This is a genomic window from Bacillus massiliigorillae, from assembly GCF_000380245.2.
Lineage (GTDB): Bacteria > Bacillota > Bacilli > Bacillales > DSM-1321 > Bacillus_AD > Bacillus_AD massiliigorillae.
Window position 1 is genome coordinate 2,759,576 of sequence record NZ_HG428741.1, and the last position, 24,583, is coordinate 2,784,158.

26 protein-coding genes are annotated in these 24,583 nt (G+C 35.3%); 6 read left to right on the forward strand and 20 right to left on the reverse strand.

The window, feature by feature from the left end; genetic code table 11:
- Nucleotides 1-37: 37 nt before the first annotated feature.
- The 13 genes from TX86_RS12775 to TX86_RS12835 form a co-directional block, all read right to left on the reverse strand.
- Entirely contained in the window at nucleotides 38-1,651 is a 1,614-nt protein-coding gene (locus tag TX86_RS12775) for an ABC1 kinase family protein (RefSeq protein WP_042349179.1), read from the reverse strand.
- Nucleotides 1,652-1,654: 3 nt separating this feature from the next.
- Nucleotides 1,655-1,960 (reverse strand): phasin family protein, encoded by a 306-nt coding sequence (locus tag TX86_RS12780; protein WP_042349180.1) that lies wholly within the window; start codon nucleotides 1,958-1,960, stop codon nucleotides 1,655-1,657.
- Between the two features lie 16 nt (nucleotides 1,961-1,976).
- Nucleotides 1,977-2,774 (reverse strand): serine hydrolase, encoded by a 798-nt coding sequence (locus tag TX86_RS12785; RefSeq protein ID WP_052343656.1) that lies wholly within the window; start codon nucleotides 2,772-2,774, stop codon nucleotides 1,977-1,979.
- Nucleotides 2,774-3,781: an ABC transporter ATP-binding protein gene (locus tag TX86_RS12790; RefSeq protein ID WP_042349181.1), complete on the reverse strand. Its 1,008-nt coding sequence runs from the start codon at nucleotides 3,779-3,781 to the stop codon at nucleotides 2,774-2,776. The genes TX86_RS12785 and TX86_RS12790 overlap by 1 nt, the downstream gene beginning before the upstream one ends.
- The gene (locus TX86_RS12795; protein ID WP_042350458.1) at nucleotides 3,778-4,695 is read right to left on the reverse strand and encodes a C40 family peptidase; all 918 of its coding nucleotides are present in this window, start codon (nucleotides 4,693-4,695) and stop codon (nucleotides 3,778-3,780) included. The genes TX86_RS12790 and TX86_RS12795 overlap by 4 nt, the downstream gene beginning before the upstream one ends.
- A gap of 20 nt (nucleotides 4,696-4,715) precedes the next feature.
- A complete protein-coding gene (locus TX86_RS12800) occupies nucleotides 4,716-5,792 on the reverse strand; it encodes a mandelate racemase/muconate lactonizing enzyme family protein (RefSeq protein ID WP_042349182.1) in 1,077 nt (358 codons plus the stop codon).
- Nucleotides 5,793-5,827: 35 nt separating this feature from the next.
- The gene (locus TX86_RS12805; RefSeq protein WP_042349183.1) at nucleotides 5,828-6,757 is read right to left on the reverse strand and encodes a S66 peptidase family protein; all 930 of its coding nucleotides are present in this window, start codon (nucleotides 6,755-6,757) and stop codon (nucleotides 5,828-5,830) included.
- A 228-nt stretch (nucleotides 6,758-6,985) separates the two neighbouring features.
- Nucleotides 6,986-8,611, reverse strand: a complete 1,626-nt coding sequence (locus TX86_RS12810) for a peptide ABC transporter substrate-binding protein (protein ID WP_042349184.1) — start codon at nucleotides 8,609-8,611, stop codon at nucleotides 6,986-6,988.
- A 46-nt stretch (nucleotides 8,612-8,657) separates the two neighbouring features.
- Nucleotides 8,658-9,638 (reverse strand): ABC transporter ATP-binding protein, encoded by a 981-nt coding sequence (locus TX86_RS12815; protein ID WP_042349185.1) that lies wholly within the window; start codon nucleotides 9,636-9,638, stop codon nucleotides 8,658-8,660.
- A gap of 5 nt (nucleotides 9,639-9,643) precedes the next feature.
- Nucleotides 9,644-10,591, reverse strand: coding sequence for an ABC transporter permease (locus TX86_RS12820; RefSeq protein ID WP_042349186.1), 948 nt, complete (start codon nucleotides 10,589-10,591; stop codon nucleotides 9,644-9,646).
- A complete protein-coding gene (locus TX86_RS12825; protein WP_042349188.1) occupies nucleotides 10,591-11,523 on the reverse strand; it encodes an ABC transporter permease in 933 nt (310 codons plus the stop codon). Before TX86_RS12825 ends, TX86_RS12820 begins: the two co-directional genes overlap by 1 nt.
- A gap of 12 nt (nucleotides 11,524-11,535) precedes the next feature.
- On the reverse strand, nucleotides 11,536-12,360 hold the full coding sequence (gene dppA / locus TX86_RS12830; RefSeq protein WP_042349189.1) for a D-aminopeptidase DppA: 825 nt from the start codon (nucleotides 12,358-12,360) through the stop codon (nucleotides 11,536-11,538).
- A 149-nt stretch (nucleotides 12,361-12,509) separates the two neighbouring features.
- Complete coding sequence (locus TX86_RS12835) at nucleotides 12,510-13,211, reverse strand: response regulator transcription factor (protein WP_042349190.1); 702 nt, start codon at nucleotides 13,209-13,211, stop codon at nucleotides 12,510-12,512.
- Nucleotides 13,212-13,632: 421 nt separating this feature from the next.
- Between TX86_RS12835 and TX86_RS25790 the strand changes: the two genes are divergently transcribed.
- Nucleotides 13,633-14,364: a flagellar brake protein gene (locus TX86_RS25790; RefSeq protein ID WP_052343657.1), complete on the forward strand. Its 732-nt coding sequence runs from the start codon at nucleotides 13,633-13,635 to the stop codon at nucleotides 14,362-14,364.
- Between the two features lie 144 nt (nucleotides 14,365-14,508).
- Here the strand turns inward: TX86_RS25790 and dacB are convergent, their stop codons facing one another.
- Nucleotides 14,509-15,987 (reverse strand): D-alanyl-D-alanine carboxypeptidase/D-alanyl-D-alanine endopeptidase, encoded by a 1,479-nt coding sequence (gene dacB / locus TX86_RS12845; RefSeq protein WP_042349191.1) that lies wholly within the window; start codon nucleotides 15,985-15,987, stop codon nucleotides 14,509-14,511.
- A 330-nt stretch (nucleotides 15,988-16,317) separates the two neighbouring features.
- Complete coding sequence (locus TX86_RS12850; protein WP_042349192.1) at nucleotides 16,318-16,809, reverse strand: DUF1572 family protein; 492 nt, start codon at nucleotides 16,807-16,809, stop codon at nucleotides 16,318-16,320.
- A gap of 147 nt (nucleotides 16,810-16,956) precedes the next feature.
- On the opposite strand from TX86_RS12850, the gene TX86_RS12855 reads away from it, so the two are divergent.
- Nucleotides 16,957-17,361: a GntR family transcriptional regulator gene (locus tag TX86_RS12855; RefSeq protein ID WP_042349193.1), complete on the forward strand. Its 405-nt coding sequence runs from the start codon at nucleotides 16,957-16,959 to the stop codon at nucleotides 17,359-17,361.
- On the forward strand, nucleotides 17,348-18,466 hold the full coding sequence (locus tag TX86_RS12860) for a DUF1648 domain-containing protein (RefSeq protein WP_052343658.1): 1,119 nt from the start codon (nucleotides 17,348-17,350) through the stop codon (nucleotides 18,464-18,466). Before TX86_RS12855 ends, TX86_RS12860 begins: the two co-directional genes overlap by 14 nt.
- Nucleotides 18,467-18,730: 264 nt before the next feature.
- Here TX86_RS12860 and TX86_RS12865 read toward each other — a convergent pair whose 3' ends face one another.
- Both TX86_RS12865 and TX86_RS12870 read right to left on the reverse strand, forming a co-directional pair.
- Nucleotides 18,731-19,330: a nitroreductase family protein gene (locus TX86_RS12865; RefSeq protein WP_042349194.1), complete on the reverse strand. Its 600-nt coding sequence runs from the start codon at nucleotides 19,328-19,330 to the stop codon at nucleotides 18,731-18,733.
- 35 nt (nucleotides 19,331-19,365) lie between these two features.
- Nucleotides 19,366-20,205 (reverse strand): VOC family protein, encoded by an 840-nt coding sequence (locus TX86_RS12870; protein WP_042349195.1) that lies wholly within the window; start codon nucleotides 20,203-20,205, stop codon nucleotides 19,366-19,368.
- Nucleotides 20,206-20,360: 155 nt separating this feature from the next.
- Here TX86_RS12870 and TX86_RS12875 point away from each other — a divergent pair, with 155 nt between their 5' ends.
- Nucleotides 20,361-20,681 carry a winged helix-turn-helix transcriptional regulator gene (locus tag TX86_RS12875; protein WP_042349196.1) on the forward strand — a complete coding sequence of 107 codons (321 nt, stop codon included), beginning with the start codon at nucleotides 20,361-20,363 and terminating at the stop codon, nucleotides 20,679-20,681.
- Between the two features lie 220 nt (nucleotides 20,682-20,901).
- The gene (locus tag TX86_RS12880; RefSeq protein ID WP_042349197.1) at nucleotides 20,902-22,155 is read left to right on the forward strand and encodes a VanW family protein; all 1,254 of its coding nucleotides are present in this window, start codon (nucleotides 20,902-20,904) and stop codon (nucleotides 22,153-22,155) included.
- An 82-nt stretch (nucleotides 22,156-22,237) separates the two neighbouring features.
- Here TX86_RS12880 and TX86_RS12885 read toward each other — a convergent pair whose 3' ends face one another.
- Genes TX86_RS12885 through TX86_RS12895 form a run of 3 tightly spaced genes read right to left on the reverse strand, consistent with a single transcriptional unit; the run spans nucleotide 22,238 to nucleotide 24,031 of the window.
- Complete coding sequence (locus tag TX86_RS12885) at nucleotides 22,238-22,543, reverse strand: hypothetical protein (protein ID WP_042349198.1); 306 nt, start codon at nucleotides 22,541-22,543, stop codon at nucleotides 22,238-22,240.
- A complete protein-coding gene (locus TX86_RS12890) occupies nucleotides 22,534-23,544 on the reverse strand; it encodes an anti-sigma factor (protein ID WP_042349199.1) in 1,011 nt (336 codons plus the stop codon). The genes TX86_RS12885 and TX86_RS12890 overlap by 10 nt, the downstream gene beginning before the upstream one ends.
- A complete protein-coding gene (locus TX86_RS12895) occupies nucleotides 23,528-24,031 on the reverse strand; it encodes a sigma-70 family RNA polymerase sigma factor (protein WP_042349200.1) in 504 nt (167 codons plus the stop codon). Before TX86_RS12895 ends, TX86_RS12890 begins: the two co-directional genes overlap by 17 nt.
- 166 nt (nucleotides 24,032-24,197) lie before the next feature.
- Between TX86_RS12895 and TX86_RS12900 the strand changes: the two genes are divergently transcribed.
- Nucleotides 24,198-24,557 carry a DUF2085 domain-containing protein gene (locus TX86_RS12900; RefSeq protein WP_042349201.1) on the forward strand — a complete coding sequence of 120 codons (360 nt, stop codon included), beginning with the start codon at nucleotides 24,198-24,200 and terminating at the stop codon, nucleotides 24,555-24,557.
- The last annotated feature ends 26 nt before the right edge of the window (nucleotides 24,558-24,583 follow it).

The following is a 24,583-nucleotide window of genomic DNA, read 5'->3' on the forward strand; positions in this document are numbered from 1 at the left end:
CATCCTGAAAGTGATTACAAATCACTTTCAGAACGCCTTATTTCTGCTTTCGACCATTTTTTATTATGTTATATAATAACCAACCACTCAAAATAACGGAGCCAAAGAATCCAACAATACCAAATAACGGAATATCCAAAACTTGTGGCTTCATATTTGTCGTGCTGATTAAGCTCGAACCAATTAAGAGCGCAGCGCTAATGATACAAATAATCATTTTATCTACCATTTTACTAATTTGCTTAATCGGCTCTTCAGCACCTGTAACATCTAAATTAACCTTTGTTTGTCCCTTAACTGTCATCTTTACTAAATCAGATAAATTACTTGGTAATTCTAAAACTTTCCGAGTACTTTGCATGAATAATTTCCCTGATTGTTTCAGTTCTTTCGTTGCATCAAATTCTTGGAGTATTTCTTCTGACATATGACTGGAGATAATTTGTATGAAGTTTACATTTGGACAACACGCTTCTAATACACCTTCGATGGTCATAACTCCACGACCAAGCATTGTTACACTTGCTGGAATAGCAATACCATGATGATTGCACATATCAATAATTTCTTGTACCATTTCTCCCAAATTCATGCTTCCCAAATCCATACTGCCATAACGAGATTGAAGTTCTTCAAGATCATTGTATAATCGCGAATGATTTATGGTTCTTTTTGCTTTTCCTAATGAAAGAATGGAGCTTTTCAATTCATAAATATCGCCATCTACAATCGCAAATACCGCGTTTTTTATATTAATTCTGTCACGATGATTCAGCCTTCCAACCATACCTAAATCTAACCATACGATTTTCCCATCTCGTATCCAAACATTTCCTGGGTGAGGGTCTGCATGAAAAAAACCATCATCAAGTACTTGCTTGACATAGTTCTTTGCCAGCTTCATACCGATTTCATTAATATCATAACCTTGTTCAATCAGCTCTGAAACTTGATCTATTTGTATACCTTCTATATATTCCATCACCAAGATTTTAGATGTTGTAAGATGGCTTTCCACTTTTGGAAAAGCAATGTATTCAATTCCATCATTCATTTCTGCTAATTCTTTACAGTTGCCGGCTTCAAGTAGAAAGTCCATTTCTTGCTGTGATACAACCCATAATTCTTCAATAATTTTATTAAAATCAAGAATATCTGATGGACCTTCAATAACTTGGAGTAATTTTGCTGCTTTACGCATCAAAACAATATCTTGCGCCATAATTTCTTTAATGCCTGGTCGCTGAATTTTCGCTACAGCTTTTTGACCATTTTTCAATGTAACAATATGTACCTGAGCAATGCTTGCAGAACCAAGAGGTTTTTCCTCAATTTCCGGAAAAACCTCTTGAATAGGAACACCATATTCTTGTTCAATTAAAGTAACAACTTCTGAGAAATCAATCGGCTTTACATCCGCCCGTAATTTAACCAATTCATCACAGTAACTTTGTGGCAATACGTCTGAACGCATGCTCATTACTTGTCCCATTTTCACATATGTTGGACCTAAATCTTCTACAATTAATCGCAACTTTTCAGGTGTCATACCATGAATGATTTCATGCTTTCTCAGCACCCCAACAATCTCTCTTAGCCGAACCTTACTGTTATCCTTATGCTTTGGATTGTTTTGTTGTTGCTTCTTCATGCTTTATTTCTCCATTTCAGCTAGTTTCAATTTAATAGCTGCAATTTCCTCCTCGCTCATATTATCTAATTGATTAATAAGCAAATTAGTTGATTCCTCTTGAAGAGATGTTTCTGTATTCAATTTATCTTTTTTTACAGGATCTTTGATATTTCTTTTTAACTCTTCATTTAACACTTTACCTTGCTCTACCGTAATTTCACCTTTTGTAATAAGTGTTTGAACAAGGTCTTGTGATTTTTCTACGGTCGTCGCAACGGCACCGATTCCTGCTAACAATACTTTTTTCATTTCATCATTAAAGCTCATTGTTGTTCTGCCTCCTTCAATTGCTGTCCTTCATTAATGAAACTAAATATTCATTAATTGTTTGACCAACAACTCTAATCAGCTGCTTTCCGTCTTGCTGTTGCTCTAAATCACTACACAAAATGACAGCATACACCGTGTGCGGACCATATTTGATAATAGCACAATCATGCTCAACACCTGGTAGCTCTCCTGTTTTATTACCAATCCACATCAAGCTTTCATCCATGTAGTATGGAAGCTTCTCACGAAATTGTTGCTTTTCTAACATTTCATGCATTACTTTTTGGCTATCCTTACGTAGAATAGAAGGCTCATTGATTATGAGCAAACACTTATGCAAGTCTTCGGCACTAATTAAGTTGTCCTTACCATTTTTTAGACTTTCAAAATCCATCATTTTTCTTTGAACAGATGTTGAATGAAGCCCTATTCTCTTATAACCATTTTTTATTTGTTCCAAACCTAATACATCAATTACTAGATTCGTAGCGGTATTATCCGACACAATAATCATTAGAGCTAATAAATCTCGCAAGCTTAATGATGTAACTACAAGCGATTGAAGCACACCTGCTCCACCAACGATATCTCTTTTAGGAATAGAAATCATCATTCCTAAATGAAGGCGTCCTTCTTCACATTGTCGAAGGGCCTCAATTAACAAAGGGATTTTTATGGTGCTAGCTGACGAAGTAATAACTGAACTATTATGCTCGATTTTGCTACTATCGTGGCTGATTACATATGCAAAATTCCCTTGATATTGCTGTAATTGTTGTTGTAGTATTTTATGAATATTTTGTATGTTCATTAGCGCATCTTCACTTTCATTTGTGATGTTTGATTCCCTTTTATTTCTTCATTATGCAAATGACATTTAACAAAATGATCCTTCTCTACCTCTTGCCATTTCGGAATTACGTTTGTACAAATCTCCATCGCATACTGACAGCGTGTTCGGAATACACAGCCACTTGGTGGATTCATCGGACTCGGTAATTCTCCTTTTAAAATAATTCTTTCTCTCCGCTTTTCAACATCAGGATCGGGTATTGGAATAGCGGATAATAACGCTTGCGTATAAGGATGTAGTGGTTCTTCATATAACCGATGACTATCTGTTACTTCAACAAGATGACCTAAATACATCACACCGATACGATTACTAATTTGCTTAACCATTGAAAGATCATGTGCAATAAATAAATATGTAAGACCTTGTTCAATTTGAAGCTTCTTTAATAAATTCACAACTTGTGCTTGTACAGACACATCTAATGCTGAAATCGGTTCGTCTGCAATAATGAATTCAGGATCTAAAGCAAGTGCACGTGCAATGCCAATTCGTTGTCTTTGTCCACCACTAAATTCATGTGGATAACGCCCCGCGTGTTCACGACTTAGACCAACAGATTCTAATAAATGATATACACGTTCTAAATATGCTTGTTTCGTTGAATAAAGCTTATGAATCTCCATTGGCTGTGCAATTATTTCTGCAACTGTTAGCCTTGGGTTTAACGAAGCATACGGATCTTGAAATATCATCTGCATTTTTCGATGTAATGCAAAGCGCTCTTTAGATTTAATTTCGAAAATATTTAGACTATTATACACAATTTCTCCCTCTGTCACACCATATAATCCCATAATTGTTCGTCCTAATGTTGATTTTCCACAACCTGATTCCCCCACAATACCAAATGTTTCACCTTTAAAAATGTGTAAACTAACATCATCAACAGCCTTTAATGTAACGCCTGCACCCATATCAAAATATTTCTTCAGATTATTGATTTTTAATAGTACCTCTTTCATCTTATGTCCTCCGTACTATATCTTCTTGCGGCACAAAGCTCTTTTTCATATATTGTGCCTTCGAGTTTAATAATCTCAATATTTCTCCCAGTCTTTGGCGAATGGAGCATTTGACCATCACCATAGTAAAATCCAACATGATGAATCGCACCTTTTCCTTCTTCATAAGCAAAAAATATTACATCGCCTGCTTTAAGTTCCGTTATTGGTATCTCTTTCCCTTTAGTTACTTGATCATGAGCATCACGTGGAATAACATACCCATTAGCTCTACATATACTATAAACAAACCCGGAACAATCATAGCCAAAACTACTCATACCAGCCCATAAATACGGGAGACCTAAGAACTTCTCTCCGCTACGAATGAAATCAACATTCTTTCCCTTCTTCATTGACTGACCTATGACAACATCTTGTGCTGAAATAATACCTAATCCAGTTGGAGTATGAACTAAAACACGGTCACCTTCATTTAAATGAACTGGTAAAATGGTTGCATAGCTTAGTTCTATTTCAACTTGCACTTCAGATTTTTTTAACACTGCAGTTTTGCTAGTTACAATGGCTATTTGATCATACTTCTTTTTTTCAAGAGATGGCGTTACTACTAGTTGAGCAATAGGAATCCATCCAGGATAACCTTTCGCTCGTTTAGAAGAAGGCTGACTAGGAATAATAACAGATGCCCACTCTTTAACGACTTCCACTACATGCACTTCTTCTCCGTACAACACTTGTGTTTGAACACGATTGCTATCATATAAATCGATTAGCGACTCATATTGTAAGGTAGCAATCCATGTCTTTATATTACAATCATTACTTATAGCTATAAAATCTATTTCTCTTGGGCTAGTAGGTGATGTCCAAACAGTTGCAACGGGTACGTTTACTACATACTTTTCACTCATGCTACCACAGCCTTTCACTATTAAATAATTCCTGTTATACCTAAACCTGATTGTGTCGGAAACGTAATCTTTCTTCCTTCATATATAATTCCACCTTGAATTCTGTCTTGTGCAAGCATAAGAGGTGCATCAAAATCAAAGCGCGTTATATTCTTCTGACTCGCCGCAAAGTGAGCAGCTGCGGTAATTGCAAGACGGGTTTCAATCATGCTACCAACCATGCATTCCACCCCACATAACTCTGCCATTCGATTAATCAATAATGCCTTATATATACCACCAGACTTCATCAGCTTAATATTAATTAAATCAGCGCTACGTGTTCGTAATAGTTCAAATGCAGCTTGCGGTGAAAAAACACTTTCATCAGCCATTATTAATGTAGCGACCGAGTCCGTAACAGTCTTTAAGCCACGAATATCTTCTTTATGAACAGGTTGCTCTATGAGTTCAATATTCAATCCTAAGTCTTCCATCTTTCGAATAATATAAATGGCTTCTTTCACTGACCAACCTTGATTCGCATCTAATCGCAACTTAATATGCTCTCCTACAGAATTACGAATCGCTTGAATACGTTTTAGATCAGAAGTAATATCATCTTTTCCAACTTTGACTTTCAATATATTAAAGCCGTCTGACACATAACGTTTTGCATCTTCTCCCATTTCTTCAGGATTATTCACACTAACGGTAAAATCTGTTTCGATTTCATTCTGATAACCACCTAGATATTGATAGAGAGGTAACCCACTTAACTTTGCCAAACAATCATATAGTGCCATATCTAAAGCAGCCTTCACACTACTATTTCCAACCACTATATCATGAAGATTTTGAAAAACAGCCTCGAAGTGTAGTAGATTCTTCCCTACTAGAAAGGGCTCGAAAATCGTTTCAATGGCCCCCTTGATACTTATTAAACTCTCTCCTGTAATAACATGAGTTGGTGGTGCTTCTCCCCAGCCAATAATACCGTTATCACAGCTTATTTTGACAACAATACTTTCAGCTGTCACTACAGTCCGCAATGCTGTTTTAAATGGTTTTATTAGAGGTACTGCTAATGGGAATGTTTCGATTTCTTTAATAATCATGAGGAACCTCCATTACTATAAAACTTTCATTAAAGTTAATAAGCACAAACTCCACTTTCAACTATTAATTGTTTATGCTTCGTACAAAGTTTTGCAAAAGTCCCTAAAGGAACTCCAACATGAGGAGAACAATGCCCCATTTTCAAACCTTTTAAAGTTGGTTTATTTATAAGAGCAATATAATATTGTAGAACTTCTTCTAACGTGAGCGATTGCACTCGATTTCCTGGTACACAATTATGAAAATCACCAACTACTAATCCCGAAATATTTGTTAATTTACCAGCCATATATAAATGATTTAACATACGGTCAATATTACGGGGTTCCTCATTCACATCTTCAATGAAAAGAATTTTACCTCTTGTATCAATTTCAAATGGAGTTCCTAAAGTGGTTACCAATAAACTCAGATTGCCGCCTACTAGTTCACCTGTTACACTTCCTTCAATCGGCGTTTCAATAGGCGATATACTTTCATCATATGTAAAATCATTTGCATGAAATAATTGTTGAAAGAAACGGGATGATACTTCTTGAAAATCTGATTTACCGATATCAGATGCAAGCATCGGTCCATGAAATGTGACTAATTGGCTACATTGACGAATAGCCGTATGCAAAAAAGTTAGATCGCTATATCCCCAAAAGATCTTTGGATTGTTTCGAATTAAATTATAGTCAATTCTTGAAGCAATACGTCCAGTTCCATAGCCTCCACCAGCACTGACAATGGCTCTTACCTCACAATCAGCAAACATAGCATGTAAATCTTCCAACCTCTCATCATCGCTACCAGCCAAATAACCATATTCCTTATACACATTTTTCCCCATTTTTACTCGTACCCCCAAACTTTCGAGATATACAATACCACGTTGTAAGTTCTCCTGATTTGGTGGGCTTGCCGGAGCAATCACACCTACTATGTCACCTTTCTTTAGCATAGGTGGCTTTATTAACATCTCAATTCCTCCCTCGTTATGTACATATTCAAATGTATGATAAGAAGGGATGTTCATATGTTACGAACATCCCTTCTTATATAGAAAAGCGGAATCGACCACGGTAGCTCCGATAAGCAAAATACAGACACTGCAGGAAATCTGTAAGATTTCTGAAAGCGGCTGGCTTATGCCTTGTAGGAGCTGGTCGATAAAGCTAGACAATATAGAAAAGCGGAATCGACCAGCTTACTTCTTATCCGCCCACTTCAATTCTAAGTATCCTACAGGGTGATAAAGAATTCCTGATACACCGTCAGCAAGAATATACGGTAAGTTGTAGAAATTGATTGGGATAATAGGTGCTTCTTCCATTAAGATTTTTTCTGCTTCATAAAGCATTGCAAAACGTTTTGCTTCGTCTCCTTCAAGTTTAGCATTCTTAATTAATTCATCATATTTCGCGTTGCTCCAACCTGTACGATTCATTGAATGCCCAGTTTGGAAGCTTTCAAGTGCATTTATTGGATCAGCATAGTCCATTAAGAACGAACTTCTTGAGAATTGGAATTTCAACGCTTTTTGTTGTTCTGCGAATACATTGAATTCCATATTTGCTAACTTCACGTCAACACCAAGGTTTTGCTTTAGCATTTGCTGAACTGTTTCAGCATACTTTTGGTGAACCGGACTAGTGCTATACGTTAATGTTACTGGTGGAAGCGTAGTGTATCCCTCTTCCTCCATACCTTTCTTCAATAATGCCTTTGCTTCTTCAATATTTGTTTTTAATAAATCACCATTCGTTTTACGGAAATCTTTACCTTCATTATCTTTCAAACCGTATGAAACAAATCCGTATGCTGGTTTTTCTTTATTTTTAGATACGTAGTCAACAATTTCTTGTTGATTAATAGCCATCGCAAACGCTTTACGGATATTTTTGTTTTGGAATGGCTTTTGAGTTACATTCAAACGATAAAAGTACAATCCACCTTGTTCATCCACTTGCACTTTACCTTCTTTGTATAATTGGTCAGCTAACTCTGCTGGTACATCGGTTTTATCTAATTCACCATTTTGGAACATTTGATATTCTGTGTTTTTATCATTAACGATAGCCCAGTTCACTTCATCGAGTTTAACTGTTTTTACATCCCAATATTGTTTGTTTTTTTCGAATTTGAAATGACTTGCTTTATCCCATTCGGCTAATACAAAAGGTCCATTTGATACATATGTTTCGCTTGAATTAAACCATTCTGGATTAGCTTTATCCACCTTTTCATTCACTGGGAAGAAAGCTGGATTTGTAATGACATTTAGGAAATAGGCTTGCGGTTGAGCTAATGTTACTTCGAGCGTTTTTTCATCTATAGCTTTTAGACCAATGTCTTCTATTTTTCCTGTTCCCGCATTATATTCCTCTGCACCTTTAATAAAATACGCTAAAAATGCTGTTGGATAGGCTGCTTTCGGATCTAACATACGCTTCCAAGCATAGGCGAAATCTCCCGCTGTAACAGGATCCCCATTAGACCATTTCGCATCACGCAGATGAAAAGTATATACTTTTCCATCGTCGGATACATCCCATTTCTCCGCGATTGCTGCTTCTGGAACATGTTCCTCATTTAAACGCAATAAACCATCCATTAAGTTATTAAGCGCGTTATATGATATAGAATCAAAACCCTTTGGTGGATCAAATGATGTTGGAACATCTCCATTATTTAAATTCAAAACTTTCTTTTGTGTTACTTTACTTTCTTTACTATCCTTCTTATCAGTTGTACCTGCCTTTTCATTTGCTGTACAAGCTGCCATTACAAACACTAGCATCGCAATCAGCAGTAGTGACCATATCTTCTTCATACAAAAACCTCCTCATCCTTTTTTTCTTTCTATTTGGCAATTCAGATTACCCTTTGGCACGTTTATCCATTAACCAACAATCAACATAATGCTGTTCGTTGATGGTAGTTTTTAATGGCTGAATTTTCTCACAAACAATCATCGAATGTGGACAGCGTGCTGCAAAAGCACAACCAATTGGAGGTGAAAACAAATCTGGAGGTGTACCTGGGATAGGTGTTAGTTCTTCACCAATACTATCTAGTCGTGGCACAGAATAAAGTAAACCTTTCGTATACGGATGTTGAGGATGATAAAAAATATCTCTGCATGTACCTTCTTCTACAATTTTTCCTCCATACATAACAACAACACGATCGGCTACCGAAGCTACAACGCCTAAATCATGGGTAATTAATATAATACTTACGTTAGTTCGACTCTGTATCTCTTTAAACAAATCTAATATTTGAGCTTGTATGGTAACATCAAGAGCTGTTGTTGGCTCATCCGCGATTAATATATGAGGCTCACAAACAAGAGCCATTGCAATAACAATACGTTGACGCATTCCACCACTAAATTCATGGGGATATTGCTTCATTCGAATTTCTGGATTTGGAATTCCTACAAGCTTCAGCATCTGTAATGATTTTTCCCGAGCCGCTTGCTTGGAGATATTCTTATGATGACAGATTCCTTCTATCATTTGACTACCGATTGTTAATGTTGGATTTAAAGCAGTCATGGGATCTTGGAAAATCATAGAAATATCTACTCCACGAATAGCTCGCATTTCTTTCTCTGAAACTCTCGTTAAATCTTTATTGTTAAAAAAGATTTTCCCTTGATGGATTCGGCCGGGTGGAGTGGGAATCAAACGCATAATACTTTGTGATGTAACGCTTTTTCCACACCCTGATTCACCAACAATCGCTAAAGTTTCACCTTTATATAAATCAAAGGTTACGCCACGAACTGCTTGTACTTCTCCACCATATGTTTTGAAGCGAACATGTAAATCTTCTACTGAAAGTATTTTTGTCATATGTTTTACCTCCTAAGCTTCGGGTCCAGCGCATCTTGTAAGCCGTCACCTAGAACATTGAATGAAAACATCGTTAGAGAAATAAAGAAAGCCGGGAAGAATAATCTCCAATAATGCCCTGACAGAATAACGGGCAAAGCATCGTTAGCCATTGATCCCCAACTAGCTAATGGTGATTGAATCCCTAAACCTAAAAAGCTTAAAAAAGCTTCTGCAAAGATAGCAGTAGGAACAGTTAAAGTCATTTGAACAATAATGAGACCCATCGTATTAGGAATTAAATCTTTCCGAATAATACGGTTTGTACTTGTACCAAAGGTTTTAGAAGCTAAGACAAATTCATAATTTTTGATTTGAAGCACTTGTCCTCGCACAATACGTGCCATCCCTACCCAGCCGGTAAAGGTGAGTGCCAGAATAATGGTGCCTAAACCCGGCCCCATTACGACCATTAATAGAATGACGACGAGTAAATAAGGAAGACCATATAATACTTCTACAATTCTCATCATGACAGCATCTGTTCTTCCACCTTTGTAACCTGCAATGCCTCCATAAATAACACCAATTATAAAATCAATGAGAGCTGCCATTACCCCAACAAATAAAGAAATTCTGGCTCCATACCATGTTCGAGTAAACACATCTCTTCCAAGATCATCGGTCCCAAACCAATGTTCAGTTGAAGGAGGAAGATTCTGCTCAGATAGAACTTGTCTATCCACACTATGAGGTGAAATCAATGGTCCAAAGATTGCCATGAGTACTAAAATAATAAGAAAAAAAAGCCCTGTCATTGCTAATTTATTTTTTCGCAATCTTCGCCATGAGTCTTGCCAATAGGATTGACTAGGGCGCGTGATTATCTCAAGTTGTTTTGAATTTTGTTTGGAGGGTTTAAACCATTCATCTGGTATGGCATTAGGTGGAGTTTGTTGTTGTTTAGTAGTCATTATTTACCCTCCTTTTTGTATAACTTAATACGAGGATCTAATATGCCATACGCTATATCTACTAAAAAGAGCATAATAATTAGAATACCACCATAGAACACGGTTGTTGCCATAATAACGGGATAATCTCGTGTATTGATGCTTTCAACAAAGTATTTCCCCATGCCTGGAATTGCAAATATTTTTTCAATAACAAATGTTCCTGTAAGTATGCTAGCCGCCAATGTGCCTAGCACTGTCACAACTGGAAGTAGAGCATTTTTCAAAGCATGTTTTAATACGATCTTCACTGGCGATAATCCTTTTGCTTTTGCCGTCTTAATATAATCTTGAGTTAATACCTCAAGCATGCTCGAACGTGTTAATCGTGCAATAATTGCCATAGGACCAGTTGCTAGAGCAAGTGTCGGCAACACCATATGAGCAGGGCTTGTCCATGTAGCGGCGGGAAGCCATTGTAAGTTAACAGCAAACTGCTGGATAAGCAATGTAGCTAATACAAAGTTTGGAATGGAAATACCTAAAACAGCAATTGTCATAGCAAGATAATCAATGAAGCCATTATGTCGAAGAGCTGCAATTACACCTAATGTAATTCCTGAAATAGTTGCTATAAGTAACGTGGTAAAACCTAGTTCAAACGAGACGGGAAACCCACCACTTAGCATACTATTCACGTCTTGCGTAGACTTCACAATAGATGGGCCAAAATCCAGCGTAACTATTGATTTTAAATAATATAAATACTGAATGAGTAATGGTTCATCTAGATGATAATAAGACATTAAGTTTTTTTGAATGGCTTCACTTGTTCCTCGTTCTTGGTTGAACGGCGAGCCTGGAATAGCATGCATTAAGAAAAAAGTTAACGTAGCAATTAGCCATAACGTAGCAATCATAGCTAGAAACCTTTTTATTATATACTTTTTCAATAGAAACACTTCCTAGCAAAAAGTTGTATTGGATGCTAGTTCTGTCATCACAAGCATAGCTTGATACGCTTCTAAAATATCTTTCGCTTGAAAAGTAACAGATGTTGTACCTTCAATTATTTGTGTACCAGGCATAAGATTAGCCCATTCTGCTTGACCGTAATTTGTAAATTCAATAGTAAGAAGTGGATTTTCTGGAGGTGTTAAAGGTTTAATAAGATGACGATTAGCTAGCGCTTTAGCTGTACTTTCCCTTAATAATTCTGCTGATTTTAAAGGAGTTAGAGAAATACTTGAAGATCGTGATGTAGTCTCTTTAACTACAGTCGTCACGATATTAGGAATAAGCGCTTCCGCTTCTTTTGCTGCACCATCATCGCCCGCTACCATAATAACAGGTACACCGTAATGACCAGCAACATATGCGTTAAAGCCGAGTTCACCTATTTCAATATCGTTAATATACATTTTCTTAACAGCAAACACCATCGTATGAGCCATGACCCCTCTGGCGGATGCTCTAGCATGATACCCAACAAAAACGGCTCCACCAAATGAGGCATCTAGTCCTTGTACCATTGAAAATGGCTTCACATCCCCAGAAATCAATTTGACTTCAGGGTGTAAGTTTTCAATTAATAAATTATTCATTTTAGAATGGCTGTCATTGACAATTACATCTGTACAACCATTTACAAATGCCGATTCAATGACAACGTTTGCTTCTTTTGTCATAATTCGACGACCACGCTCATAATTATGCTTATCCGAAAATACATGAGTGCGATCTACTAACCCCGTTATCCCTTCCATATCAACCGATATATATAATTTCATAATATGCCTCCTTTACTTAGGATAACTATTTTGTACTTATTCGACATTTATTACATTTTTCCTTTTTAGAATTTTTCTGTTATTAATAATAGAAAATGAGAAGGCTTATATTAAACGTTTTAATGTATGCTATTTTTCTATATTACTAACTAATGAGCTTGGTAGAAAAACTTATAACCAAAGCCTCTTACTGTGTGAAGATATTCTGGTCGCTTTGGGTCCAATTCGATTTTCTTTCTTAAATTACTAATATGTACTGCAACTGTTTTTAACTCTGCTTCTGAATCCAAACCCCAAATCATTTCAAATAAGTCATCCGCACTAAATACTTGATCATAATTTTTTGCTAAGAAGAATAACAATTTCTTCTCCTTAACAAACAACAATACTTCTTGTTGATTCTTAAATACTGTTTTCGTTCTCAAATCCAACTGCAATGAACCTATATTCATAAGATCTTTTGGTTTCGCTTCTTGAAGTGCCTGCTCTTTTCTTAAATGCACTTTTATTCGCGCTAGAAGTTCTTCAATGTCAAATGGTTTTGTAATATAATCATCACCACCAACTAGAAACCCCGTTAATTTTTCTTCTATAGCACTATTTCCTGATAAAAAGATTAAAACACCATCAAGATAAACTTCACGATATTTTTTCGCTAATTCAAATCCAGTTTGTCCTGGTAAATTAACATCTAATAGTAAAAGAGTTGGAAAATGTTTTTGAATATGCACCCAAGCTTTTTCAGCACTTTCAAACGTTTTTACATCGTAGCCTTCTTTCTTCAAATACAAGCTCAACACTTCCGACATCATCACATCATCTTCTACGATTACAATTGATGCTTGGAACATATGAAATTTCTCCTTTCCAATAATGAAGTATGATTCACCCTTTACTTTAGTAATTATATCAAAAATAGTTATTTTTTGTTACAAATATCATGATGAATATGACCTATATTTTACCTAATTTTAACCTTCATCCTTTATACTGTTTATTTCCCTTTTTATTCTCCTTACTTTTGTATGCTATTAGATTCAAAAATACAAGTTAATTAGTTTCGGAATACAGGCATAAAGAAAAAGTTCTCTTTTTTTATATGTCATTTTACCTGATCTTAACCTTCATTTAATATAATATCTTCTGTAAATAGAATTATTTCCCTGTATTTATTAGGCTTAATGATATATCTAAAGGAGGGATTTCAAGAAAAATCTTATTAACCAATAAAGATATAAAAAGAATATTCATAATGTAAAGTGGGGAATTATTATGCAGGTTGGCGATTGTATCACATTAGAACTAATAAATTACATGAAGGGGGTAAAATATCGCTCAAAAATTATTGATATTAATGATTATTCATTTATTGTTGATTATCCATATCGTTTTTCGACATTGGATACAACACATTTTATTGATGGCACAAAGGTAAGAGTAATGTATACGAGTAGAGATGGTTGCGAGTATTACTTTGATACAGAAATAATCAATACATTGAATGTCGCACAACCCCTTCTCCTTTTACAATATCCAATACTCGTTCATTACAACAGTGATGGTATTGCATATAGCTTCGATACAGAAACATTAAAGAAGAAACAGGAAGAGCTTGATAATCTTTTTAATCCTTCACTGGAAATAAAAAAACTCCGTAAATATACTCGAATTCCAGCAGTAGTCGATACGTTTTTGCATAGTAAGCGGCAAGAATTCCAAGCGTTTACTGCTGTTACTCAAGATGTAAGCGAAGGCGGAGCTGCAGTCCTCGTGCCTCAGAGTATGACACTATTACCTAACATGTTACTTTCAATCATACTTGTTTTACCATTAACCTCAGGAGATACACATTATATTCATGCCGATAGTAAAGTTGTTCGATTAATTGATTGGTGGGAAAAGAAAAAAAGCATTATTTCCTTACAGTTTTTGAATTTATCAGATGAACATCTACGACTATACAATCTATTCTATAAAGATGTACTAGGACAAGTCGCAAAGTAAATAACTTAAAAGCAAGTAACACGACAATTGATAATCTTTTAGTTTTTACTAAATGTCATACACCAGAATTAAATGAGCCGCTTTGGTTTGAAAATCTACAGTAGATTTCTAAACCAAAACGGCTTTTCCCTTGCTTGGTAATGACTAATATTGTGCTAATGCTATAGCTATTTGATCTTCAACTTTCTTTAAATTATCTTCATTTATAGCGTTATTAATAATAATAGAAAATACAAGTTTTGCACCGTTCTTTGTGGTTACATACCCGGATAGTGAGGAGACAGATGTTATACTGCCTGTTTTAGCAATTACATTCCCTTCAGCATCAGTACCTTTCATTCGATTTCTTAACGTTCCACCAACCATGCGATTGCTATCTCCTGCAACAGGTAATGAATTTTTAAAATCTTGAAACCACGGTTCACCTTGCACATTGTATAAAAGGTTTGTTAATTCATTTGGTGAAACTAAATTTACATGAGATAAACCAGAACCATCTCTCATTAACAAATTATCTTTGCTAACACCAAACCCTTGTAATTGTTCCTTTACAATTTCAATCCCTTTCTCCCAACTTCCCTCATCTGCTTTCACCTTTCCCATTTCTTTAACCAATATTTCCGCATGTGTGTTATTACTTAATTTCATGAACGGAACAATTAACTTAGATAATGGAATAGATCGATCAACAACTAATACTTCCGTTTTTTGTGGGGTGATTCCTGTAGTAACCTGTCCCTCTACTACAATTCCTTGCTTTTGCAAAGCAGCTTTGAATAAGTTCAACACATATCCTGTTGGTTCCCATACCGCTATCCAAGTTTTGTCTGTAGAGCTACCCTGAGGTATTTCTCCTTCTAACGTAATTTTATTACTTCCATGCTGACGTGTAACCGTAAGATTTTTCTTACCGTCACTATGAATCGTTTTTACTTTATTATGTACCTGAATGTAGTTTGTTTTTGGCGTCACTGAGATTGAAGCAGGCTTACCTAAGGATTGTGGTTTCACTTCAACAATAACAGTACCCGCATCATAATCCTCATCTGGTGAAGCTGTTAATGCTGAAATTGCTGCACCATAGTATTCTTGTTCATCACTCCAAGTTGTATCTATAGAATAACGAACGTTATCATACCAAGTGTCATCACCAACTAAATTCCCCTTAATTCGTGTGATACCCTTTTGTTTTAATGTCAGAGCTAATGCTTGAAGGTCCTCTTCGAGTAACGTTGGGTCACCTTTACCTTTTACATATAAATTACCTGTTAATACTTTGCCCTTTAGTGAACCATCACTCCGCACTTCTGTCGAAAAAGTATAATTGGGTCCTAATATTTTTAAAGCCACAGCTGCCGTTATAAGCTTCATATTAGAAGCAGGACGCAACTGAACAGATCCATTATGTTCATATATCAATTTACCGTTAGTTGCATTTCGAACACTTACCCCTGAAATCACTCCGTTTAGATCATTATTCTGTAAAATCATGTTAATTTTCCCTTCTAAAGAAGAACCTTCAGCTTTGACTTCTGTAATAAATGCATTTGTTGAATGAAATGGAATACAAGTAAGTAAAAGCAAACAAAAAATCATAAAACATATTTTCATTTTTTGTGTCAATTTCTCCACCCCTTGTCTTCAAGTTACTACTATTGTATAGAACTTCTCCACTACTTATGTTTTTGAGCAAAATAAAAAAGCACTTGCTACTATATTTTTCAGAGCAAGATACTTTATATGTTTCGTTATAATAAATGTTTACTTTTCCTTTCTCAATCCACCTATAGGAAGCACCCCTCTTTTTTTACCCAGTAAATCATTCTAATAAATAGTTAAAAAGACTTTCATCCCGTCAGCTATCGATTGCTACGATTCTCCACTTCTTCTTAACATATTTAATAGCCATCAATGACGATAAATACTTTTAAAAAGGGAGCTTCATTGAGTAGATTATATCTTACGTGGAATACTTAGAGAATTCCATTGATCAGAGGAAATTTGTTTAGCAATATACACAATTTGTCCCACATGATAAGAATAATGGAACATTTGCTTTTCAATTGCTTCAATGACACTTTGAGGCTCATTATATGTGGTAACAACACGCATTAAATCTTCTTCTTTTAAATTGTCGAGGACATCGAAGAATACTTTCCATCCGCTTTCCCAATATTGCATAACTTCATGACGACTAGAAAAGTTTTGTGAAAATTCACTTTCACGATCACGAAAATCTTTCTCTCCATCCGTTGTAAAGAAATCAGTCCAGCGTGAAATCATATTGCCACTCATATGCTTTACAATTATCGCAATAGTGTTGGAATCTTCATTTTCGCTCCAGAAAATCGCGCTATCACTTACTTGATTCATCGCATCTTCTCCCATTTTCTTCACATAGCGAAAACGTTCTTGTACTACTCGTAAATATTCTTTTTCGATCATATAATCTACCCCTTTCACACATTATTTTATTGTATTATACAATTAAATTCAAAAAAGTCTACCTATTTTTTGAATTTTTGTAACTTTCGGTGTATTAATTGTTATACTATATATATAACAGATAAAACAGAAAGCGTGTGATAAATTATGTGGATACAATTAAACTTCGAATCAGAAACTCCAATCTATACTCAGCTTGTACACGCTATTATGGAGGGCATTGCGACAGGAGCTTTACAACCTGGTGATGAATTACCAGCAGTTCGTTCTCTTGCTAGTGATCTTGGGGTAAATATGCTCACAGTTAATAAAGCTTATCAGCAACTGAAGCAACTAAATGCTATCCAAATTCATCGAAAAAAAGGGGCAATCATACATCCAGATGGGGTTCCTAAAGCAGATGACGCTTATCTTCTTCATTTAAATACATCCTTACGTCCTATCTTAGTGGAGGGAATTTGTCGCGGGCTTTCAGAAAAAGATTTGTTAGCACAAATTCATCATGTGTATGATGAGTTTTTAAAGGGAGGAAACAAAGATGACAACGTTTGAACATATTGCCCTTACGCTATCCTTATTACCAGCAATTATCATGTTAGCAGGAACACCCTATCTTACAAGAAAGACTGAACAGTTTGGAGTTACTATTCCTGAGAAAGTCTATAACAATAAAACACTTAAACAGCTTCGGAAAAAATTTGCTTTGCAAACTAGTAGCATCTCTATTGTTATTCTAATTATTACAGCTATACTTCTACCCCAAGTTACTTCTGAGAACGCAGAAGCGAGTCTTATTGTCCTTTGTACGATAGGAATCATTTCGATTCCATTTACATTTTATTTGAAGGCTCATAAACAAATGAAGCAATGGCAACAAAAACAAGATTGGTATAACGATAAAAAACAAGAGAGATTGCTCATTCAAACTAGCTTTCATCATACAAAACTAGTGTATTCACATACCTGGTTTCTCATTCCATTTGCACTTTCAATCTGTACTGCAATCATTACTTTTCTATTGTACAAAAATGCTCCTACTCAAATACCAACACATTTCGATTTTCAAGGAAGGGTAAATAATTATAGTGATAAATCATCTGGAATACTTGCTCTTTTCCCTTGTTTACAAATATTGATGACCATTATGTTCTTTGGAATAAATGTATCCATCCAAAAAGCTAGACAACAAATCGATACAGTAAATCCTAAAAAATCGAAACAACAAAATATATTATTTCGTCGTCGGTGGTCTTCATTTATTATTGGCACAAGTATTCTAATTGTATTATTATTATTCATTTCTCAGTTATCGATGCTAACTATTTTGCCGGGACCAATTATTACCATCATCATATATTCATTTATAGCTATACAACTAATCTGGGTTGTGTATTTAACAATTACGACAGGGCAAGGTGGAAGTAGAATAAAGATTCCGACAGAAGAAGGATCAAACTATACTAATCGTAATGAAGATATATACTGGAAAGCGGGTCTCTTCTATGTTAACCGAAATGATTCATCTATATTTGTTGAGAAACGTTTTGGAATAGGCTGGACATTAAACTTCGGCAACCCGATCTCATGGATCATTACTGTACTTTTCATCGTATTGCTTGTCGGTATAATCATGATATCTACAATTTTGGGTTCATAATCCTATGATTTTGCAAGAGATTGATTAAATGAAAAAAGAGGGTAACTCAAAAGATATTAGTGAATGCCATGTAGTTGAGATACCCTTTTCGCATTAGCTGATTATTGAGTCTATCCTCTCTACTAAAAGCGCCATAAATCAACTTTTCCAAGTAACATCAACAAAATACCCTTTCGCTGTAGACAACTTCGAAGCTTCTTAAAAGCGAAAAGAGGCGTCCTGAAAGTGATTCTTAATCACTTTCAGGACGCCTCTTTAAATTTATTATTTATAAACTTTCACACGATCAGCAATTGGAGCGAATTCTTTATCGCCTGCAGGAGCTACTGGTTTACCAAATGGCATTTGTGCATGTAGCATCCATGAAGCTGGGATATTCCATTCTTTCTTCACTTCATCGTCAACAAGTGGTTGATAATGTTGAAGAGTTGCACCAAATCCTTCTGCTTCTAATCCAGCCCAAACAATTAATTGAACCATACCAGCAGTTTCTGCTGAATATACTGGGAATTTATCAGCATATGGAGGGAAATCCGCTTGTAATTTACCAACTACATCTTGATCTTCAAAGAATAATACTGTGCCGTAACCAGCTGAGAACATATCCATTTTCTCTTGTGTGCTTGCGAAGTTTTCTGATGGAACAATTTTACGTAATGTTTCTGTTGTGATATTCCAGAATTTATCATGTTGTTCACCTAGTAATACTACAACTCTAGAACTTTGAGAATTAAATGCAGATGGAGCATGCTTTACAGCGAATTCCACTACTTCTTGAATTCTTTCATCAGAAACTGGTGACTCCTTGCTAATTACATAAAGTGAACGTCTGTCTTGTAAAGCACTATAAAAATCTTTTGACATGTTGAAAATCTCCTTTGATATATTTTTTATTTTTACTAATACATGGCAATTTTATTGCCTGATGGATCTTTTGTATGCAATATGCCCTCTTCCTCATTAAAAGGTATACCATAAGCTTCTAATGCACGAATTACCTTTTGCTTATACGCTTCATTCGGAAGATCAATCGCATATTCTTTTAGACCTACACTATCTTCAGCAGGCACACCTGTACCATTCCACGTATTTATAGCTACGTGATGATGATATTTACCTGTTGAAAGGAATAATGCCTGACCACCATACTCACAAACCACCTCATAACCTAGCACATCACTATAAAAAGTACCCGCTTTTTGAAGATTAGAAACATGTAAATGAATATGACCCATTACTGTATCAGGTGGCATCCCATTCCACTCTAATCCATCCCCTGCAGCTAATACTCCTTCACCATCTAATGGATCAGTTGTCATTGCCACTTGGTTATTATGCCAGGTCCATGTGTCAGCATGACGATCACAATAGACTTCAATACCATTACCATCTGGATCAGAGAAATAGAGAGCTTCACTTACTAAATGATCCGAAGCACCAATTCTAAATTGTTGCTTCACTAAATAAAGAAGGAATTTCCCTAAATCAGCTCGTGATGGCAATAGAATAGCGAAATGATACAATCCTGTAGTACCTGATTGTTTCGGAGTAACATCTTGCGGTACATTCAACTTAATTAATGGTGTTACACCATCCGCTGTTAATATAGCAGTATGTTCCTCATGTTCTAATACTTTAAAGCCTAAAAAGTCTCGATAGAAAAGCAGTGAATTATTTAAATTGCTTACATTTAGTGTGACATTACGAATATATAAATTCGGTTTCGTATGAAATCCCATCTACGCTCACCCTTCGTTACCTGCAACAAGTTAGTTACTTTATGTAAGTTACTATATATTAATAATCTAAATACGTCAAGTAATTAATTTTCAGAAAGTAACAATTTTATTTTTTGTAAGAATACGGTATAATAACGACAATAGGAGTGATTTATATGTATCATTCAGATCTATGTCCGAGGTTCGAGAAAGCAATGGAAATCATCAGTAAACGTTGGACTGGACTAGTTATATATCAATTACAAAACGGTGGTCCACAACGTTTTAGTGAAATTGAATCTTCTCTGCCAATTAGTGGTCGCGTATTGTCCGATCGACTTAAAGACTTGGAGCAAGCGGGTCTTGTTAAACGTGATGTTTATCCCGAAACACCAGTACGTATTGAATACTCCTTGACTGAAAAAGGGCAAGCTCTTCGCCCGGTATTCGATAGTATTGAACGATGGGCACATGATTGGATTTCAATCGAGAAGTAATCGTTAAAGAAAAATCCGATTGCGAATTCGCAATCGGATTTTTTTATAATGATATTCCATTTGGTTCATATACATATATTATTGCCCATTACATTTATGAAAGAAAATAAACCGTCATCAAAACGAAATATTAGTAATACTATTGTAATAATTTCCGATTATTTCTATAATTTAATTAATCGGAAAAATAAATATTTTTACGGAGGCATTATATAGAATTATGAAGAAAAAGTATATTTGGATAATCGCTACCATTATCACGTTGTTTATTGTTGTTGGTGCTGGATATTTCTATATGTCTTTTACAGTAAAAAAATATGATACAACCTTCTATCCAGGCATTAAAATTGAAAATCACGATTTAACCGCAAAAACAAAACAAGCAGCTATTAAAGAATTAGCTAAAATAACAGATCGATATAATCAAATTAACTTAACTGTTCAAGTTAAAGAAAAATCTTATCAAAAACAATTGAAAGACATTGGCGTTCAATATGATGTTGATAAAACGATAAAAAAAGCCTTTCAATACGGAAAAAATGAAAAATTAGTAAAGCAATATTCATTAATTAAGAATAAAGAAAGTAAGAATTATCCAATTACATATACTGTTGATGAGAAATTACTACAACAATGGATTCTTTCAATTGAAAAAGAAATCAAAACAAATCCTATTAATGCAACTATTACCATCAACAATGGAAATGTAAACATAACGAAAGAGAAAAAAGGTTTCGAGATTGATCAAAAACAAGTTCAACAAGACCTAGAAAAAGCACTTCAAAAAAATAATAAAAAGGATATTGCTGTCACAGCTTCTTTTAAAGAGATTGACGCACCTATTACAGAAGAAAAACTGGCATCTGTTCGAAAGAAAATCGGAACATTTACAACTCATTATTCAACTAGTGATTTTAATCGTAATACAAATATTAAACTAGCTACTCAAACCATTAACTCCTACTTATTAATGCCTGGTGAAAGCTTTAGCTTTAATGATTATGTAGGTGATACAACTGCCGATAAAGGTTACAAAGGTGCCGGCTCCTACTTAAACGGCCAAGTAGTTGATAGTTTAGGAGGCGGTGTTTGTCAGGTAAGTACAACTTTATATAATGCTATTATTAAAGCTGGTATAACTCCTGATGTCCGCTATAATCATAGTATGCAAGTTCATTATGTGCCGATTGGTCAGGATGCAGCAATTGCTTATCCTTATAAGGATTTAAAATTTACAAATCATTATGATAGTCCGATTTATATTGAAGGAACTGTTGGTTCTACTTCAGTTACTTTCACCATCTATGCAGATGCTAATGCCAAGCCGGCAAACACAACATACCAATTATCTAGCTCTGTTGTCAGCCAAGATGCTAATGCAACGAAGAGTGTTACCTATTTAGAAACTGTAACTAATGGTAAAGTAACAGATCGTAAACGATTATCGAGAGACAGCTATGCTGCGCATAAATAGGAATAAAGCGCCCCGAAAGTGATAGTAATCACTTTCGGGGCGCTTTTTTAGCCCTTTGTTATAAGATTAGTTTTTCAACAATTTAAGGCGTTGGATTGACCGTATACGCAAGTCCAAACATGATGAATAAATATAACAAAACAAACACATGAATACTAATGCCCCAAATTGCAAAAAAACGAGAATGTTTTATTGTAAATAAGCCTGCAATTCCTAATACAATTCCGATTACAGGTAAATGGATAAGAAAGAAATCTGGAAGATTCTCAGCTTGTGTCATAAATACAACATTCAGCACTGCTAAAGCCAATAAACCTAATAGAAATGACAAAAATCCCGTAATCGTTGGTAATCGACGATTTTTCTTCGGCTTCCACTTTAATTCCATAGCTTCACTTCCCCTAACTTAACCGCTCTAACTTCTTTCATTGCTTCTAACTTACGAATTTCACTCGTTGGTCCGGTTACGACAGCTCCATAAACCTTAATACCCTTCTTCTCTACATATTGTCGTCGTTCCTTAATAGACATGACTTTCGCTCTCGCTAATTTCGTAACCTCATCTTCATAACCTTCTAAGAAACGCAATATATCTACAAATACCTCTTCATTTGTCTGCTCTCGTCCATTGAAAGGTGACCAAGTAGTTGTATCTACTTGAGCCGGATATCCTAATGCTGTATAAGGATTCCACTTCTCACCTATTTGCTCCTCTTCAATCCCTGTATCAACAGCTAGCCAACGCAGTTCTACTTTTGGTGGAAGTGCCGATTGTAAATCTTTTTTGTTCATAACACTTGATAAAGATACATACGCTTCAGACATCGTTTCATCAGGTAAACCCTTCAGCTTCGTCCACTCTATTTTCGGATCATATTGCAGAGGTACTTTTGGATGAAATAATATTTCGTTTTCACGCACAGGAATCTCTGGTAATGGCCGATCAAGATGTAAATGCTTCTTTGGAAAACGCGGTGCGCTAAAATCAAACTGGATGTTTTCATCACCGATATTGTACTCTTCATTCCCGATTTTTTTAAACAAATCAAAATCTAATTTCATCGAAAAAACACCTATCGTTTGCTCGAACTCCATTTCTTCTACACTGACATTCGGTTCCGTTACATAAATGGTTTTACTTACTACATCCATTAACGTTGTCGCTTTTCCACCTACAGCATAATAGACATAACTAGATAATAATAAGAGCGGGAAAATCATTAATAAAAAGGCTACACTTAATAAGACCGTTGTAATTCGAGCCATATTCTTACCTGTTTGGACGATTTTTGCTTGTCCGGCATCGGTTAAGGACTGCTCATTCATGATGGAAATGGTTTCTTTCATTAATTCATTATATATTTCTTCATCTTTACGATCTTGACTCATCTATATGTTTCAACTCCTTAATTAAGGCTACTGCTTTTTTTCTTCCTCTAAATAAATGACTCTTTAACGTGTTTAACTTCATATTCAATATTTCAGCTGCTTCTTTATAAGCTAAGCCATGCAAATCACATAATAAAATGACATGTTTTTCTTTCTCAGGCAATGAGTGTATAGCATATAATAATAATTGATAACTTTCTTTCTCTAAAAAAGCATTTTCAGGTGAACGATGGTCAGCTGATTGATAAGTTATTTCTTCTTTTACGATGACTCGCTGATGTTTTCTCTTATAGTCAACAAAGGCGTGATATGCTACTTTAAATAACCAAGCTTTTATATTACTAATTTGATAATCCTCTAGCTGTACATATGCCCTGTAAAAGGCTTCTTGCACCAAATCTTCTGCCAAATAATGATCCTTTGAAAGAGAAAACAAATATCGGTATACATCATTCACGTGTCGTTTAAATACCTCGTCTAAATCCACACATGTCCCCCCTCAATAACAACCACGTTTTACAATATCAGAAAGTTGCAACATTTTTAAACAAATTTTGCAAAAAATATATTTTTTCTCCTCATTACTTCTTAATTGATGCCTTCACCAACATTGCTATATGATGAAAACAAAGAAAAGAAGTTGGAGATATAAAATGAACCAAGTAAAATGTCAACATAATCACTCATCCCTAATACAATGGTTTCCATGCCATCGTAGAGCGGATCGATCCTTCTTTATTAATGGAAAACAAATGCCTATTTGCGCTCGCTGTACCGCTATTTTATTAGGCTATCTATTTACCCCTATCGCAATAGGCTTACATCTATCTATACCGCTGTATGTTATTGTGCTTCTATGTATTCCCATGCTAATTGATGGTTTTACACAACTTTGGAAATGGCGTGAAAGCTCTAATGGACTTCGCTTTTTAACAGGTATTTCCTTCGGGGTTGGGCAATCATTATTCATTTCAACGGTTGTTATGTATATTGTAAATATGTTTACAATATGATCTCTTTAAAGCTAGAAAAAAGGCGC

What these genes read in the sequence shown, in the direction of transcription:
- TX86_RS12775 (WP_042349179.1), bottom strand. Translation starts at nt 1,651, where the DNA reads ATGAAGAAGCAACAACAAAACAATCCAAAGCATAAGGATAACAGTAAG.
- TX86_RS12780 (WP_042349180.1), bottom strand. Translation starts at nt 1,960, where the DNA reads ATGAGCTTTAATGATGAAATGAAAAAAGTATTGTTAGCAGGAATCGGT.
- TX86_RS12785 (WP_052343656.1), bottom strand. Translation starts at nt 2,774, where the DNA reads ATGAACATACAAAATATTCATAAAATACTACAACAACAATTACAGCAA.
- TX86_RS12790 (WP_042349181.1), bottom strand. Translation starts at nt 3,781, where the DNA reads ATGAAAGAGGTACTATTAAAAATCAATAATCTGAAGAAATATTTTGAT.
- TX86_RS12795 (WP_042350458.1), bottom strand. Translation starts at nt 4,695, where the DNA reads ATGAGTGAAAAGTATGTAGTAAACGTACCCGTTGCAACTGTTTGGACA.
- TX86_RS12800 (WP_042349182.1), bottom strand. Translation starts at nt 5,792, where the DNA reads ATGATTATTAAAGAAATCGAAACATTCCCATTAGCAGTACCTCTAATA.
- TX86_RS12805 (WP_042349183.1), bottom strand. Translation starts at nt 6,757, where the DNA reads ATGTTAATAAAGCCACCTATGCTAAAGAAAGGTGACATAGTAGGTGTG.
- TX86_RS12810 (WP_042349184.1), bottom strand. Translation starts at nt 8,611, where the DNA reads ATGAAGAAGATATGGTCACTACTGCTGATTGCGATGCTAGTGTTTGTA.
- TX86_RS12815 (WP_042349185.1), bottom strand. Translation starts at nt 9,638, where the DNA reads ATGACAAAAATACTTTCAGTAGAAGATTTACATGTTCGCTTCAAAACA.
- TX86_RS12820 (WP_042349186.1), bottom strand. Translation starts at nt 10,591, where the DNA reads ATGACTACTAAACAACAACAAACTCCACCTAATGCCATACCAGATGAA.
- dppA (WP_042349189.1), bottom strand. Translation starts at nt 12,360, where the DNA reads ATGAAATTATATATATCGGTTGATATGGAAGGGATAACGGGGTTAGTA.
- TX86_RS12835 (WP_042349190.1), bottom strand. Translation starts at nt 13,211, where the DNA reads ATGTTCCAAGCATCAATTGTAATCGTAGAAGATGATGTGATGATGTCG.
- TX86_RS25790 (WP_052343657.1), top strand. Translation starts at nt 13,633, where the DNA reads ATGCAGGTTGGCGATTGTATCACATTAGAACTAATAAATTACATGAAG.
- TX86_RS12850 (WP_042349192.1), bottom strand. Translation starts at nt 16,809, where the DNA reads ATGATCGAAAAAGAATATTTACGAGTAGTACAAGAACGTTTTCGCTAT.
- TX86_RS12855 (WP_042349193.1), top strand. Translation starts at nt 16,957, where the DNA reads ATGTGGATACAATTAAACTTCGAATCAGAAACTCCAATCTATACTCAG.
- TX86_RS12860 (WP_052343658.1), top strand. Translation starts at nt 17,348, where the DNA reads ATGACAACGTTTGAACATATTGCCCTTACGCTATCCTTATTACCAGCA.
- TX86_RS12865 (WP_042349194.1), bottom strand. Translation starts at nt 19,330, where the DNA reads ATGTCAAAAGATTTTTATAGTGCTTTACAAGACAGACGTTCACTTTAT.
- TX86_RS12870 (WP_042349195.1), bottom strand. Translation starts at nt 20,205, where the DNA reads ATGGGATTTCATACGAAACCGAATTTATATATTCGTAATGTCACACTA.
- TX86_RS12875 (WP_042349196.1), top strand. Translation starts at nt 20,361, where the DNA reads ATGTATCATTCAGATCTATGTCCGAGGTTCGAGAAAGCAATGGAAATC.
- TX86_RS12880 (WP_042349197.1), top strand. Translation starts at nt 20,902, where the DNA reads ATGAAGAAAAAGTATATTTGGATAATCGCTACCATTATCACGTTGTTT.
- TX86_RS12885 (WP_042349198.1), bottom strand. Translation starts at nt 22,543, where the DNA reads ATGGAATTAAAGTGGAAGCCGAAGAAAAATCGTCGATTACCAACGATT.
- TX86_RS12890 (WP_042349199.1), bottom strand. Translation starts at nt 23,544, where the DNA reads ATGAGTCAAGATCGTAAAGATGAAGAAATATATAATGAATTAATGAAA.
- TX86_RS12900 (WP_042349201.1), top strand. Translation starts at nt 24,198, where the DNA reads ATGAACCAAGTAAAATGTCAACATAATCACTCATCCCTAATACAATGG.